This window comes from Pseudomonas borbori (assembly GCF_900115555.1).
Classification (GTDB): Bacteria; Pseudomonadota; Gammaproteobacteria; order Pseudomonadales; family Pseudomonadaceae; genus Aquipseudomonas; species Aquipseudomonas borbori.
On sequence record NZ_FOWX01000032.1, the window covers coordinates 44,099 to 58,479 of the forward strand.

Annotated in this window: 14 protein-coding genes and 1 pseudogene; 6 read left to right on the forward strand and 9 right to left on the reverse strand. The window is 65.6% G+C overall.

Going from position 1 to position 14,381, the window contains the following annotated elements; translation table 11 throughout:
- Positions 1–12 precede the first annotated feature (12 nt).
- From BM315_RS19645 to BM315_RS19675, 7 genes are all read right to left on the reverse strand, one after another.
- The gene (locus BM315_RS19645; protein WP_212632977.1) at positions 13–2,034 is read right to left on the reverse strand and encodes an ASKHA domain-containing protein; all 2,022 of its coding nucleotides are present in this window, start codon (positions 2,032–2,034) and stop codon (positions 13–15) included.
- 79 nt (positions 2,035–2,113) lie between these two features.
- A complete protein-coding gene (locus BM315_RS19650; RefSeq protein WP_090504525.1) occupies positions 2,114–3,019 on the reverse strand; it encodes a dihydropteroate synthase in 906 nt (301 codons plus the stop codon).
- Positions 3,020–3,073: 54 nt separating this feature from the next.
- Entirely contained in the window at positions 3,074–4,138 is a 1,065-nt protein-coding gene (locus tag BM315_RS19655) for a methylenetetrahydrofolate reductase (RefSeq protein ID WP_090504528.1), read from the reverse strand.
- Positions 4,135–4,602 (reverse strand): methylenetetrahydrofolate reductase C-terminal domain-containing protein, encoded by a 468-nt coding sequence (locus tag BM315_RS19660; RefSeq protein WP_090504531.1) that lies wholly within the window; start codon positions 4,600–4,602, stop codon positions 4,135–4,137. The genes BM315_RS19655 and BM315_RS19660 overlap by 4 nt, the downstream gene beginning before the upstream one ends.
- Positions 4,603–4,655: 53 nt before the next feature.
- Positions 4,656–4,967, reverse strand: a complete 312-nt coding sequence (locus BM315_RS19665) for a virulence factor (RefSeq protein WP_090504534.1) — start codon at positions 4,965–4,967, stop codon at positions 4,656–4,658.
- Positions 4,955–5,563 (reverse strand): DUF1638 domain-containing protein, encoded by a 609-nt coding sequence (locus BM315_RS19670; protein ID WP_090504537.1) that lies wholly within the window; start codon positions 5,561–5,563, stop codon positions 4,955–4,957. Before BM315_RS19670 ends, BM315_RS19665 begins: the two co-directional genes overlap by 13 nt.
- A gap of 15 nt (positions 5,564–5,578) precedes the next feature.
- The gene (locus BM315_RS19675) at positions 5,579–6,277 is read right to left on the reverse strand and encodes a corrinoid protein (RefSeq protein ID WP_090504540.1); all 699 of its coding nucleotides are present in this window, start codon (positions 6,275–6,277) and stop codon (positions 5,579–5,581) included.
- A 387-nt stretch (positions 6,278–6,664) separates the two neighbouring features.
- Between BM315_RS19675 and purU the strand changes: the two genes are divergently transcribed.
- The 6 genes and pseudogenes from purU to BM315_RS19700 all read left to right on the forward strand — a co-directional run bounded on the left by purU (position 6,665) and on the right by BM315_RS19700 (position 11,457).
- Positions 6,665–7,531, forward strand: a complete 867-nt coding sequence (gene purU, locus BM315_RS19680; RefSeq protein WP_170862265.1) for a formyltetrahydrofolate deformylase — start codon at positions 6,665–6,667, stop codon at positions 7,529–7,531.
- A gap of 60 nt (positions 7,532–7,591) precedes the next feature.
- Positions 7,592–8,509, forward strand: coding sequence for a bifunctional methylenetetrahydrofolate dehydrogenase/methenyltetrahydrofolate cyclohydrolase FolD (folD, locus tag BM315_RS19685; RefSeq protein WP_090504543.1), 918 nt, complete (start codon positions 7,592–7,594; stop codon positions 8,507–8,509).
- An 82-nt stretch (positions 8,510–8,591) separates the two neighbouring features.
- Positions 8,592–10,148, forward strand: a complete 1,557-nt coding sequence (locus BM315_RS19690) for a trimethylamine methyltransferase family protein (protein WP_090504545.1) — start codon at positions 8,592–8,594, stop codon at positions 10,146–10,148.
- A 94-nt stretch (positions 10,149–10,242) separates the two neighbouring features.
- Positions 10,243–10,350: pseudogene (locus BM315_RS25645) on the forward strand (GFA family protein); the annotation flags it as partial.
- A gap of 115 nt (positions 10,351–10,465) precedes the next feature.
- Positions 10,466–10,642 carry a hypothetical protein gene (locus BM315_RS25570; RefSeq protein ID WP_483153968.1) on the forward strand — a complete coding sequence of 59 codons (177 nt, stop codon included), beginning with the start codon at positions 10,466–10,468 and terminating at the stop codon, positions 10,640–10,642.
- 74 nt (positions 10,643–10,716) lie between these two features.
- Entirely contained in the window at positions 10,717–11,457 is a 741-nt protein-coding gene (locus tag BM315_RS19700) for a class I SAM-dependent methyltransferase (protein ID WP_090504547.1), read from the forward strand.
- A gap of 175 nt (positions 11,458–11,632) precedes the next feature.
- Here BM315_RS19700 and gbdR read toward each other — a convergent pair whose 3' ends face one another.
- Together gbdR and BM315_RS19710 are read right to left on the reverse strand one after the other, a co-directional pair.
- A complete protein-coding gene (gene gbdR, locus BM315_RS19705; RefSeq protein ID WP_090504550.1) occupies positions 11,633–12,736 on the reverse strand; it encodes a choline metabolism transcriptional regulator GbdR in 1,104 nt (367 codons plus the stop codon).
- Positions 12,737–13,254: 518 nt separating this feature from the next.
- On the reverse strand, positions 13,255–14,381 hold a 1,127-nt coding region (locus BM315_RS19710), incomplete at its 5' end, for an L-serine ammonia-lyase (RefSeq protein ID WP_090504553.1).

Consider the following 14,381-nt stretch of genomic DNA (forward strand, 5'->3'; position numbering starts at 1 on the left):
CGGCGCACCGAATCAGCGCGAACGCGAGCGCCGTCCCGTGCCGCGGTTGAGGCTGTTCTGGCTCGGCGTAGGCGGCGGCAGCGTCACCTCTTCTAGCAAATGAGGGAAGCCATCGCGCTTGTGCGGGATGGCCATGGCCTCGATGAAGTGTTCCTGAAAGCGCGGTTCGACGGCGGTTTCCACCTTCTCGACGCGGCGCACCAATTCCTCGATTTGCCGCCGCGACTGGCGACTGAGCAGGGCGATGCGCGCCCCGCTGCCGGCGGCATTGCCGGCCAGGGTGACGTGGGCGAGGTCGCAGTCCGGGATCAGGCCGAGAATCATCGCGTACTTGACGTCGATATGCGCGCCGAAGGCGCCGGCCAGGCGGATGCGCTCGACGCGATCGGTGCCGAACTGCTCCATCAGCAGCTTGATCCCGGCATAGAGCGCGGCCTTGGCCAGCTGGATGGCGCGAATGTCGTTCTGGGTGATGCACAGGCTGCGGTTGTCGTCCTGGTACAGCAGGTAGGCGAAGGCTCGGCCATCGGCCAGCACCCATGGACAGCGCTCGGCCAGGGCGCCGTTGACCACGCCCTCGTGGTTGATGATGCCGGCCAGGAACAGCTCGGCGATCACCTCGATGATGCCCGAGCCACAGATGCCGGTGACGCCATGCGCGGCGATCGCCGCGGCGAAGCCGGGCTGGTTCGACCAGAGGTCGCAGCCGATCACCTTGAAGCGCGGCTCCAGGGTCTCGGGATCGATGCGCACGCGCTCGATGGCGCCCGGCGCGGCGCGTTGGCCGCAGCTGATCTGCGCGCCCTCGAAGGCCGGCCCGGTCGGGCTGGAAGCCGCCAGCAGGCGCTCGCGGTTGCCCAGGACGATCTCGGCGTTGGTGCCGACGTCGACCAGCAGCATCAGCTCCTCGCTCAGCTGCGGCGCCTCGGAGAGGATCATCGCGGCGGTGTCGGCACCGACATGCCCGGCGATGCACGGCAGGCCGTAGACCCGCGCGTTGGGATGGATGCGCAGGTCGATCTCGCTGGCCCAGAGGCCGTCGATGGCTTCGTCGGAGGCCAGGGCGAAGGGCGCGCCGCCCAGCTCGAGCGGATTGATGCCGAACACCAGGCTGTGCATGATCGGGTTGCCGACCAGGGTCGCCTCGAGGATGTCCTCCACGCCAATTGCCGCCTGCTGCACCAGCTCCTCGGCCAGCTGGTTGAGCGCCTCGCGCACCACGCGGGTCATTTCCAGTTCGCCGCCCGGGTTGAGCATGATGTAGGAGACGCGGCTCATCAGGTCCTCGCCGAAACGGATCTGCGGGTTCATCCGCCCGGCGCTGGCCACCACCTCGCCACTCTGCAGGTCGCACAGGTGGGCGGCAATGGTGGTCGAGCCGACGTCCACCGCCATGCCGTAGACCTTCTCCTGCAGGCCGGGCCAGACGGCGATGATCCGCTGGTCGTTGTACACCGCCACCGTGACCTGCCACTGGCCCTGACGCAGGGCCTGCTGCAGCTGCTGGACCACGCGGATGTCGTTTTCCAGCTGGGGCAGGTGCCATTGGTAGCTGAGGGCGTCCTTGAGGCGGCGCAGGTCGGAGGCCGGCACGTGCATGTCCGGTTGCTGCACCTCGACCAGGTACAGGCGGATGATCGGATCCAGCTCGATATTCAGCACCTCCGCGCGCTTGCGCACGACCTGGCGGTGTACCTGGCTGGACGGCGGCACATCGATCACCGCATCGCCCAGCAGCCGGCTCGCGCAGCTCAGCCGGCGACCCGGATCGAGCACGCCGCGACGCTGTTCCCAGGCCTGCTCGGTGGCGCTTTTGTCGCTCAGGTGGCTGGCGGCGGACGTCACCCCGTGCTTGGCGAAACTGCCTTCGCACAGGTCGACCTGGCAACGGCCGCAGAGGCCGCGACCGCCGCACACCGAGTCGATATCGACCCCCAGCGCCCGGGCGGCTTCCAGCACCGGGGTGCCCAGGGGAAAGCGGCCGCGGTGGCCGGACGGAGTGAAGACGACAAGTGCATCCTCGGGTATGGACACGGCGTGCTCCTCGATTGTTCGGGCGAAGACGAACGGGAGCCCCGTCTTGGGGCCCCTGGTTGATGCGGCGGAGTACCCCTCAGGAAGTGGTGCGCCGCCGGGTCTCGCGACGGCCGCGGGCGCCATCGGAGGATGCGGCCGGCGGTTCGCGGAACTTCTGGATCCAGCGCATGCAGTCCGGGTCATGGCCCATCATCACGTCGGCACCCAGGATCGCCGCCATGATCTCGCCGTGCAGGGGGTTGGTGATGGCCGAGGTCATGCCGGAGGCGATCGCCATGCTCATGAAGGCGGCATTCACGCCGTTGCGGTTGGGCAGGCCGAAGCTGACGTTGGAGGCGCCGCAGGTGGTGTTGACCTTCAGCTCGCGCTGCAGCCGATGGCACAGCGCGAACACCTGGCGGCCGGCGCTGCCGACCGCGCCGATCGGCATGACCAGCGGATCGACCACCACGTCGCAGGCGGGAATGCCATGATCGGCCGCCCGCTCGACGATCTTCTTGGCGATGGCGAAGCGCACGTCGGGGTCGTGGGAGATGCCGGTTTCGTCGTTGCTGATCGCCACCACCGCGGCGCCGTATTTCTTCACCAGCGGCAGCACCCGTTCCAGGCTTTCGTCCTCGCCGGTCACCGAGTTGACCAGGGCCTTGCCCTGGTACACCGCCAGGCCGGCTTCCAGGGCGGCGATGATCGAGGAGTCGATGCACAGCGGCACGTCGGTCAGCGACTGCACCAGCTGGATGGTCTTGGCCAGGATCGCCGGTTCGTCGGCCAGCGGAATGCCGGCGTTGACGTCGAGCATGTGCGCGCCCGCCGCCAGCTGCGCTTCGACGTCGAGGATCACTCGGGAGAAGTCGCCGGCGGCCATTTCCGCGGCGAGCAGCTTGCGCCCGGTAGGGTTGATGCGCTCGCCGATGACCACGAAGGGCCGCTCGAAGCCGAGCACCACTTCCTTCTTGTGTGAGCTGATGATGGTATCTGTCATGACACGTCCTCGATTATTGATGGGGGCCTGTGACCCGGGGTTATGTGCAGCGGATTACTTGCATACGGCTTGCGCCGGTTGGGCGCTCGCCTGCGGCGACTGCGGGTTGAGCTGGGCGGGGTTGTCGCGCCCCGGATACCAGGGCACACGGCCCTCGAGCACGCCGGTGGCCTGGATGATTTCCGCGACGGCTTCCTCCTGCCGGTAGGCCATGATGTGCGCGCCGCTGACGCCCTTGATCTCGCGGATCTGCTGCAGCAGGTCCATGCACAGGCGCTTGCCCTCCTCCTTCTGTTTGCTGGCGCCCTGCAGGCGCTTGATCACCGCGTCCGGAATATGCACGCCCGGGACGTTCTCGCGGATCCACAGGGCGCTCTTGGCCGAGGCCAACGGGCCAACGCCGACCAGGATATGCACCCGGTCCGGCCCTTCCAGCAGGCCGAGATCGCCGACTTTGCTCATGAACTGCTTGAGCAGGTCGATATCGAAGCAGTACTGGGTCTGGATGAACTGTGCGCCGGCCGCCACCTTCTTCGCCAGGCGGTGCGGGCGCCAGTCATAGGGCGGCACGAACGGGTTCTCGGCGGCGCCGAGGAACACCCGCGGCGGCGTGACTATCTTGCGCCCGCTCTGGAAGCGGCAGTCGTCGCGCATGCCGCGGGCGATTTCCAGCAGCGACATCGAGTCCAGGTCGAATACCGGCTTGGCCTGGGGATGATCGCCGGCCTGCACGCCGTCGCCGGTCAGGCAGAGGATGTTGGCGGCGCCCATTGCGGCGCCGCCGAGGATCTCGCCCTGGATGGCGATGCGGTTACGGTCGCGGCAGGAGATCTGCATGATGGTGGCGTAGCCGACGCGGGTCAGCAGCGAACAGACGCCGACGCTGGACATGTGGCAGTTGGCCCCCGAACCGTCGGTGGCATTGATGGCATCGACGTAGCCGTCGAAGATCGCCGCGCGCTTGAGCACCTCGCCCGGATCGGCGGAGTCCGGCGGATCGATTTCCGAGGTGATGGCGAATTTGCCGGCACGCAGCACCCGCTCCAGCCGGCCGGGCGAGACGTGGCCGGGCAGGATCGGCAGGGAATAGCCGGGAACCGGCTCGTCGTCGAATTTCATTGCACCCGCTCCTCGTTTCGTTGTGTCTGCTGACGGACCACGCTCAGCCAGGAGGACGTCCCCCTGAGCCGGAAGTCGACCGGTTGCTGCACCACCTGGATGCGCTCGCCCGCCTGCATGTTGCGGCTGCCGGCCCAGGCCTCGACCCAGACGCATTTCATTTCCGGCTTCACTTCGCAGTGGCCGTTGCTGCGCACCCCGCCGCAGGGACCGTTGCGCAGATTCTTCGGGCAGTTCATCGGGCACGACATGCCGGTCGAGCTCAACACGCACTGGCCGCACATCTGGCAGTCGAACAGCAGGCCCTTGACGCGCTTCTCGACGGCCCGCATGGGCGCCTCGACCCGGGCATAACCCAGGCGCCGCCACAGTGGATGCAGCTTCAGCAGGATCGGCTCGAAGCTGCGGTAGAGGGTTTCAAACATTCTGGAGTGGCGAACCACCCAACGACGAACCTTGTACATGGCATCTATCCTGGCCCGTGGCCGGGCAATGAGTTGTGCGTGGTGGTGAGGCTTCAGTCAGCCGCCTGGGCGCTCAGGCCCTTGTTTCTGATCAGCCGCTCCAGGTCGTCATCGCTATGGCGCGCATCTATGCGTGCCGCCGCGGCCTCGGCTTCGGCCTGCAGGTCGTCACCGCAGGCAATCGGTTCGCAGCGCCGCCAGTCGGCCAGGTAGGCCGCCGAACCGCCCTTGCCGGCGCGCATGGCCGCGCGGTCGATGGCCTCCTGAAAACGCTGGGACAGCTGCAGGCGGGCACTGTCGCGACCCTGCTTGACGATCACCTGCGCCGGAATATCGCGCCAGTAAACGATGATCAGTTTGGCCATGGCCGTTCCTCCTCGATGAAGCGAACCAATGAGCTGTGCAGGCCGCCATAACCGCAAAGGCGCTGCTCGAAGGCCAGGCCCAGGCGTGCCGCAGCCTGCCGGGCACGCTCCAGCAGCAGCGGGTCTTCGCGCTGGGCCAGATAGACCAGGCGCCGGTAGTTGCCGAAGTACAGCGCCGCCAGTTGCGGGTGCCGGTCGAGGCCCAGTTCGGCCACGACCAGCCGATCGAAATGCCGCGCCAGGAAATCGGTCAGGTAGAAAGTGCCGGGTTCGGCCTCGGCCAGTTCGGCGAAAATCTGCGGTCCGGCATAGAACTCGTAGCAATGCGCGCCGGCCAGCCGCTGCACGCCATGCGCCTCGAGCACCAGGTCGAGCAGCCCGCCGGTGCCGCAGTCGGCATAGGCGACGAACACCCGTTCGCGCGTCCGGTCGACCTGTTCCAGCTTGCACCGCACCGCCTCGGGGATGCGCTCGGGATGGTTGTGCAGTTCCGCGGGCAGACACTCCACCCGCACCTGCGTCCAGGCATTGGCCCTGATCACTGCGGTGATCTCCCGGGCCAGGGCGCCGCAGGCGATGATCAGCAAGGGCTGCATGGCCGCCGCTCCCGATCAGGCCGCGCGCCGACGGGCGATCAGTTCCTTGGCCATGTCCACGGCGACCCCGGCATCGCGGCAATAGACATCGGCGCCGACCGCCTTGCCGAACTCTTCATTGAGCGGCGCGCCGCCGACCATCACGATGTAGTCGTCGCGTATGCCTTTTTCCACCAGGGTGTCGATCACCACCTTCATGTAGGACATGGTGGTGGTCAGCAGCGCCGACAGGCCGAGGATGTCCGGCTTATGTTTTTCCAGCGCCGCAATATATTCCTCGACCGGGATGTTGATGCCGATGTCGATCACCTCGAAGCCGGCACCCTCCATCATCATGCACACCAGGTTCTTGCCGATGTCGTGGATGTCGCCTTTGACCGTGCCGATCACGATCTTGCCGACCGATTCGGCACCGGCCTGGCTGAGCAGCGGACGCAGCACTTCCATGCCGCCCTTCATGGCGTTGGCCGCCATCAGCACTTCCGGGACGAACAGGATGCCGTCGCGGAAGTCGACGCCGACGATGCCCATGCCGCCGACCAGGGCCTCGTCCAGCACCTTGCTGGCGCTCCAGCCACGCGCCAGGAGAATCTCGGTGCTTTCCACCACCTCCTCACGCAGGCCGTTATAGAGGTCGTCATGTACTTGCTCGACGAGCTCGTCGTCAGGCAGATCGTTGAGATCGAAATCTTCTTCGTTGAACTGTTCGGTCATGGCAATTGACTCCCCGAAAACAAGACATCTGAGTTGCGCCGGACGGCGCTATTGAGTTCGCAGAGTAGGGTCAGAAAGTCACGCCAGTAACCACATGGACGACGCGGACATATCGATAAGCGACCAATTCAAAGACGCGCCTGAGGAAAAATTTTACGTTTCGTAAAACCTTGATCTAGATCAATTTTTTCGAAAAACACGGATTCTTCACGGCGTCGTCCGAGCGACGCTGGACGTCGCCCAAAGATAAGTGATCGCAAGTCACGCGAGTACATTTCGAGCAGTCCGAATCTTGCGCCGCCCCGGTCATCCAGCGCGTCGCCACGTCCGAACGTCTAACAAGAACGTCCCGCTGTCTGGAGGATCGAAATGTCCGCAATGTCTGCAATGACCGAAGGAAAGAACATCTATGTGCTGAAGGCCAGCTGTCCGGGCGCCATCGGCACAGTCTCCAGAATCTCCACCTTTCTGGCGCAAAACCGCTGCTACATCATGGAGATGGCCCAGTTCGACCAGATCTCCAGCGGCAACTTCTATGTCCGTGCGGTGTTCTCCACGACCCCCGGCGAAACCCCGCCTTTCCAGGTGTTGCAGGAAACCTTTGCCGCGGTGGCCGAGGTCGACGGTCTGGATTGGCAGATGCATGACACCCTGACCCCGCCCAAGGTGCTGATCGCGGTTTCCAAGTTCGACCACTGCCTGGACGACCTGCTGTATCGCCAGCGCACCGGCGAGATCAAGATGACGGTTGCGGCCATCGTCTCCAACCATTCTGATCTCAAGCCCCTGGCCGACTGGCACGGGATTCCCTTCTACCACCTGCCGGTGACCCCGGAGAACAAGTCCACCCAGGAAGCGCGGTTGCTGGAGATCGTCGCCGAGACCGGCGCCGAGCTGGTGGTGCTGGCGCGCTACATGCAGATCCTGTCGGAGGATCTGTGCGCGCAGCTGGCCGGGCGTGCGATCAATATCCACCACTCCTTCCTGCCGGGCTTCAAGGGTGCCAAGCCTTATCACCAGGCCTATGCCCGCGGGGTCAAGCTGATCGGTGCGACGGCCCACTACGTGACCTCCGACCTCGACGAGGGGCCGATCATCGAGCAGATCGTCGAGCGTGTGGATCACACCTTCAGCCCCGAGCAACTCGCCGCCGTGGGCCGCGACGCGGAAAACATGGCGTTGTCGCGGGCGGTGCGCTTCCATCTGGAGCACCGGGTTTTCACCAACGGCAATACCACCGTGGTGTTCCGCTAAACCGTCGCCCCATGCCCGGCCGCCGGCCGGGCGCATGCCGACCGACAGAGGTTTTTCCCCATGGCACACATCATCGATGGCAAGGCTTATGCGACCCGCCTGCGCGAGGAAATCGGCCGTCAGGTGCGCAAGCTGCGCGAGCATGACCTGGTCACCCCCGGCCTGGCCGTGATCCTGGTCGGCGAAGACCCGGCCAGCCAGATCTATGTGCGCAACAAGGCCAACCAGGCCCGCGAAGCCGAGATGGCGTCCTTCGAGTACCGACTGGCGTACGGCGTGCCGCAGGCCCAGTTGCTCGAGCTGATCGAGCGCCTGAACCAGGACCCGGCCGTGCATGGCATTCTGGTGCAGTTGCCCCTGCCGCCCCAGGTGGACGCCGAACGGGTGATCAACGCGATCCGCCCGGACAAGGACATCGATGGCTTCCACCCGATCAACGTGGGCAAGCTGGGCACCGGCGGCCAGGGCATAGTGCCCTGCACGCCGCTGGGCTGCCTGATGCTGCTCAAGCACCACCTCGGCGACATGAGCGGCCTGCATGCCCTGGTGCTGGGGCGCTCGAACATCGTCGGCAAACCCATGGCCAACCTGCTGCTCAATGAGCATTGCACGGTGACCATCGCCCACTCGCGCAGCCGCGATCTGCAGGCCGAGTGCCGGCGCGCGGACATCCTGGTGGCCGCGGTCGGGCGAGCGCGGCTGGTGCCCGGGCACTGGCTGAAACCCGGGGCGACCGTCATCGACGTCGGCATCAATCGCATCGAGGAGGACGACCAGGCACGCCTGGTCGGCGACGTGGATTTTGCCAGCGCCAGCACGGTTGCCGGTGCCATCACCCCGGTTCCCGGCGGTGTGGGCCCGATGACCATCGCCTGCCTGCTGCTCAACACCCTGGAGGCGACCTGCCGCCAACACGGGATTGCCTTTCCCGCCGGCATCATGCAGTCCGCCTGGGGCAACGACGCATGCCTCGACTAACCCAACCGATGCACCCCACCACCACAGCGCGGCGTCCTGCTGACGCCACCCTGATCGACAACCACCGAGGGAGTACCCCAGCATGAGCTCAACCACCACACGCCGACGCTCAGGTGGCAGTGATGCGCGCCGCGCCAGCCGCGCGGACGCCCAGTCCTCGCAGCCGGCCTACATCACGCGCAACATTCCGTATTACGAGGTGCTCGGCGATGAAGGCCTGGCCATCATCGAGGCCAACGCCGACACCATCCTCGAGGAGATCGGCATCGATTTTCGCGATGACCCCGAGGCGCTGCAGATCTGGCGCGACGCCGGCGCCGACGTTCAGGGCGAACGGGTACGCATGCCGCGCGGCATGTGCCGCAAGCTGATTCAGGACAATGCCCCGCGCGAGTTCACCCAGCATGCGCGCAACCCGGCGCGCAGCGTGCGCATCGGCGGCACCAACACGGTATTCGTGCCCGCCTATGGCTGCCCCTTCGTCCACGACATCGACCGGGGACGGCGCTACGGCACCCTCGAGGACTTCCGCAACTTCGTCAAACTGGCCTACCTGTCGCCGAGCATTCACCACTCCGGCGGCACCATCTGCGAGCCGGTCGATCTGCCGGTGAACAAGCGCCACCTGGATATGATCTACAGCCACATGAAGTACTCCGACAAGTGCTTCATGGGCTCGGTCACCCATCCGGAGCGGGCTCAGGATACGGTCGAGATGGCCAAGATCCTGTTCGGCGACGACTGGCTCGACCCGGACACCGGCAAGCCGAAAACCTGCGTGGTCAGCCTGATCAACGCCAACTCGCCGATGACCTTCGACGACACCATGCTCGGCGCCGCCAAGGTCTATGCCCGCGCCAACCAGGCCTGTGTCGTCACCCCGTTCATCCTGGCCGGCGCCATGTCGCCGGTGACCATCGCCGGCACCGCCGCCCAGACCCTGGCCGAGGGCCTGGCCGGCCTGGCGTTCGTGCAACTGGTCAGCCCGGGCGCGCCTGTGGTGCTCGGCAGCTTCGCCAGCTCCATGTCGATGCAGTCCGGCGCCCCCACCTTCGGTACCCCGGAGCCGGCGCTGGTGCTCTACGTGATGGCCAACCTGGCCCGGCGCCTGGGCGTGCCGTTCCGTTCCGGCGGTTCCTTTACCGCGTCGAAGATTCCCGATGCCCAGGCGGCCAGCGAAAGCGCCAACACCCTGCTGCCGACCTCGCTGGCCGGGGTCAACTTCGCCCTGCACACCGCCGGCTGGCTGGAGGGCGGGCTGGCCATGGGTTACGAGAAGTTCATCATGGATGCCGACCAGGCCGGCATGATGCAGACCCTGCTCAAGGGCGTCGACCTGTCGGAGAACGGCCAGGCCATGGAGGCGATTCGCGAAGTCGGCCCCGGCAAGCACTTCCTCGGCTGCAGCCACACCCAGGCGAACTTCAAGACCGCCTTCTACCTGTCGCCGATCACCGACAACAACAGCTTCGAGCAATGGGATGCCGACGGCCGGCTGGACATGGCCCAGCGCGCCAATGCGCGCTGGAAGAAGCTGCTCGCCGAGTACCAGGCGCCGCCGCTGGATCCGGCGATCGACGCGGCGCTGCTGGCCTACATCGAGCAGCGCAAGGCGAGCATGCCCGACTCGAGCGTTTGATCGCCGCGGGTAACCGCATCGAGCGGCGCCACAGACCAGCGCAAGACGGTCCCGCGGCGCCGCTCGGCATGTTCACAAGCCCTGGAGGTTATCCATGAACGACAGGCATAGCGGTGGCTGCCTCTGTGGCGGCGTGCGCTATGTGGTGGTCGGTGCGCTGAGGGACATAGTCGCCTGCCATTGCGAGCAATGCCGGCGCAGCAGCGGCGACCGCGTGCCGGAAAGTCAACTTCACCCTGATCAACCACGCCTCACTCAAATGGTTTTCCTGCATCGCCGGCTTCCGCCGTGGCTTCTGCCAGGAATGCGGCTCCAGCCTGTTCTTCGAGGAGCAAGGCGGCGAGCGCATGTCGATTGCCGCGGGCAGCCTGGATCGGCCGCAGGGCCTCAGGATTGCCGCGCACATCTATGCGGCCGAGGCCGGCGATTACTACAGCCTCGACGAGCGCGTGCCCGTTCTGCCCGGTGGCGGACACCGCATCCCATTGCCCTGAAACATCTGTGAAGATACGCATGCTCACAACCGCCGGGAGCCGACTCCGACGGCCCGCATCTGCAAGGAATAGCCATGCACGCCAGCTACGATGATATTTCGCTCGCCTACAAAATCGTCCACGGCGAACTGACTGTGAAGAAACACGCCGAGGAGTTCACCTACCTCAACCTGCTCGGCGATGTGCAGGGCAAAGCGGTGCTCGACCTGGCCTGCGGCGAAGGGCGCTTCAGCAGAACGATAAAACAGCAGGGCGCACGCCAGGTCGTCGGCGTGGACATATCGGCGGGCATGATCGAACTGGCGCAACAGGCGGAAAACCAACAGCCGCTGGGCACCACCTATATCCACGGCGATGTGGCCGCCCTCGGCACCATCGGCAGCTTCGACCTGATCAGTGCGGCGTTCCTGTTCAACTACGCGGCGTCCAGAGAGGCTCTGCTGGCGCTCAGCCGCACGGCTTACAACAACCTCAAACCCGGCGGGAAACTGGTCGCCAGCGTCAATGCAACGCCCCTGTTCGCCCCCCTGAATAACCAGGCCACGCGCAAGTATGGCTACCTGGTGCACAGCCCCTCGCCCCTGCGCGAAGGCGACGCCGTAGACTACGCATTCTTCACCGGCAGCCATGCGATCCGCCTGCGCAACTACCACTGGAGCACAGCCACCTACGAGTGGGCCTTTCGCGAGGCCGGCTTCACCACCTGCAACTGGCAAGCGCCAACCGTCTCGCAACAAGGCATGGACGAACATGGCAGCGATTTCTGGCACGACTTCCTGCGCGAACCGAATTTCATCTGCCTGGAATGTAGCTGAGCCTTTTCGGCAAACCAGGGGCCAGCCACTGTCCGAGACGGGCTGCCCACTATAAACAAACCGCACCGCGCAATGATCACTGCTCGCGCGGTTGCGGCTGGCCTGTGCACACGGGGCCGGCGGGTGCCGGGTGCGCACGGCGCACCCTACGCGCCGGTGTCAGCGCAACAATAAATTAGACCCGCACGCTGGCGAAGGTCGATTCGCCCTGAGCGCGGGTCAGCGCAGCCAGGGCCGAGGTCGAGGACGGCCGCAGCAGGTCTTCCGGTAGCGGAACCAAAGCCCTCACGCTCCCCAGGTTCTGCCCGGAACGCTCGTCGCGCGGCGGGATGCCGAAGTATTCGCGGTAACACTTGGAGAAGTGCGGAGTGGAGACGAAACCGCACACCGAGGCCACTTCGATGATCGACATGCTGGTCTGCTTGAGCAGCTGACGGGCGCGGATCAGACGCAGCTTGAGGTAATAGCGCGACGGCGAGCAGTGCAGGTATTTCTGGAACAGGCGCTCGAGCTGGCGACGCGATACATCAACGTAGTTGGCTAGGCCATCGAGATCGATCGGTTCCTCCAGGTTGGCCTCCATCAATACGACTATTTCCTGCAGCTTCGGCTGGTTGGTGCCGAGCATGTGCTTGAGCGGCACACGCTGGTGATCCTGCTCGTTGCGGATGCGCTCGTAGATGAACATGTCGGAGATCGCCGCCGCCAATTCGCGGCCATGCTCACGGCTGATCATGTGCAGCATCATGTCCATCGGCGAGGTGCCGCCCGACGAGGTGTAGCGGGTGCGGTCGATGGAGAACAGACGAGTGGTGACGGTTACCCGGGGGCAGGCTTCCTGCATCGCCGCGAGGACTTCCCAGTGCACACTGCATTCGTAACCGTCGAGCAGGCCAGCCTTGGCCAGCGCCCAGCTGCCGGTGCATACCGCGCCCAGCTGGCGGCCATGGCGGGCCTGGACCTGCAGCCAGTGCAGGTGCTCGCGACTGACGCTGTGCTGGATATCCACGCCGCCACAGACGATCACCGCATCCAGCGCCGGCGCATTGCTCAGGCCGGCGTCCGGGGTGATCTGCAGGCCGTCGCTGGCGCACACCGGCAGGCCGCTCTGGGTCAGGGTATGCCAGCGGTACAACTCCTTGCCGGAAAGCTGGTTGGCCATGCGCAGGGGCTCCACCGCCGAGGCCAGGGAGATCAGGGTGAAATTGTCCAGCAGCAGGAAGCCTATGGACTGGGGAGCACGGTTCTGGGGCTGCGCCCCTTGGCTGAACTGTGACATGGATGAAACCCTCGCGCTGAGCTGAACACGGTATTGAGCCCGCATCACGGCATGGCTCTATTTATTGTGATTCTGGTAAGCAACACCCCCAGATGGGCGTGGATAACAACGCAAAGGCCATGCCTAAATTGATTGTCCGTTCAATAAAAATATCGAAATGTATCCAGCCCGCTCACGCTGGGCTTTGGCAGGAGCGACAAAACATTCCGTTTGCGACCACCAGCCCCCGGCAGACGGGGGTCTTGAGCATTTCGGTAGCACCGTCCGGGCGGTCAATGTCACCCCCGTTACGGAAGGCCATGGCGGCGGTAACGGCCCGGATAAATCCAGCTGACCGAACGGTCACCAGGGCGCCCGGCCGGCGCCGTCGGTGCTGCACCGCAAGCAGGCATGAGCCCCTGCGCAGGCACAACAATGGAGCCTGGCGATCCGGGAACATGCGCCGTGCTTCCGGAGGCGGTGAAAAGACCGAGCCGCGTTGCGCGGCCGGTGCCGGCCGTCCAACGCGCAGGCGCTGCTCAACACTCGATGGCACTGACCGCCAGGCCACCGCGCGAGGTTTCCTTGTACTTGTCGTGCATGTCGGCACCGGTGTCGCGCATGGTGCGGATCACCCGGTCGAGCGAGATGAAGTGCTCACCGTCGCCGCGCAGGGCCATCTGCGCGGCGTTGATCGCCTTTACCGCGGCGATCGCGTTGCGCTCGATGCACGGCACCTGGACCAGGCCGCCGACCGGGTCGCAGGTCAGCCCGAGGTTGTGTTCCAGGCCGATCTCGGCGGCGTTTTCCAGCTGCTCCGGGGTGGCGCCGAGGATCTCCGCCAAACCGGCCGCGGCCATCGCGCAGGCCGAACCGACCTCGCCCTGGCAGCCGACTTCAGCGCCGGAGATCGAGGCGTTCTTCTTGCACAGGATGCCCACCGCGGCGGCGGCCAGCAGGTAGTCGACCACGTTGGCCTCGCTCACCGCCGGGCTGAAGCGCACGTAGTAATGCAGCACCGCCGGGATGATCCCGGCCGCGCCGTTGGTCGGCGCGGTCACCATGCGCCCGCCGGCGGCGTTTTCCTCGTTGACCGCCAGGGCGAACAGGTTGACCCATTCCATGCCGCTGAGGGTCGAGCCGATCACGTTGGGCTTGCTCATTTCCTGCAGGCTGCGGTGCAGCTTGGCCGCGCGGCGCTTGACGTTGAGCCCGCCAGGCAGGATGCCCTCGTGCGCAAGACCCTGCTCGACGCAGTCGCGCATGGCTTGCCACAGGCGCATCAGGCCGCTGCGGATCTCCGCCTCGCTGCGCCAGGCCTTCTCGTTGGCCAGCATCAGTTCGGACACGCGCAGGCCGTGCTCCTTGCACAGGCGCAACAGTTCCTCGGCGCTGGAGAAGTCGTAGGGTAGCACGGTGTGATCCTGGTCCAGCTGGCCGCTGGCGGCCTGCTCGGCATCGATCACGAAGCCGCCGCCGACCGAATAGTAGGTGTCGCCGTGCAGCACGCCGCCGTCGACGCCAAAAGCCGTCAGAGTCATGGCATTGGGGTGATAGGGCAGGTTCTCGTCGAGCAGCAGCATGTCGCGCGCCCAGTCGAAGGCCACCGGCACATCGCCGTCGAGCAGCAGCTGGCCGCTGGCGAGCAGCGCCGCGATGCGTGGCT

Coding starts and splice junctions, on each gene's coding strand:
- BM315_RS19675 (WP_090504540.1), bottom strand. CDS start 6,277: ATGACCGAACAGTTCAACGAAGAAGATTTCGATCTCAACGATCTGCCT.
- BM315_RS19665 (WP_090504534.1), bottom strand. CDS start 4,967: ATGGCCAAACTGATCATCGTTTACTGGCGCGATATTCCGGCGCAGGTG.
- BM315_RS19670 (WP_090504537.1), bottom strand. CDS start 5,563: ATGCAGCCCTTGCTGATCATCGCCTGCGGCGCCCTGGCCCGGGAGATC.
- BM315_RS19690 (WP_090504545.1), top strand. CDS start 8,592: ATGAGCTCAACCACCACACGCCGACGCTCAGGTGGCAGTGATGCGCGC.
- BM315_RS19655 (WP_090504528.1), bottom strand. CDS start 4,138: ATGAAATTCGACGACGAGCCGGTTCCCGGCTATTCCCTGCCGATCCTG.
- BM315_RS19650 (WP_090504525.1), bottom strand. CDS start 3,019: ATGACAGATACCATCATCAGCTCACACAAGAAGGAAGTGGTGCTCGGC.
- folD (WP_090504543.1), top strand. CDS start 7,592: ATGGCACACATCATCGATGGCAAGGCTTATGCGACCCGCCTGCGCGAG.
- purU (WP_170862265.1), top strand. CDS start 6,665: ATGACCGAAGGAAAGAACATCTATGTGCTGAAGGCCAGCTGTCCGGGC.
- BM315_RS19660 (WP_090504531.1), bottom strand. CDS start 4,602: ATGTACAAGGTTCGTCGTTGGGTGGTTCGCCACTCCAGAATGTTTGAA.
- BM315_RS19700 (WP_090504547.1), top strand. CDS start 10,717: ATGCACGCCAGCTACGATGATATTTCGCTCGCCTACAAAATCGTCCAC.
- gbdR (WP_090504550.1), bottom strand. CDS start 12,736: ATGTCACAGTTCAGCCAAGGGGCGCAGCCCCAGAACCGTGCTCCCCAG.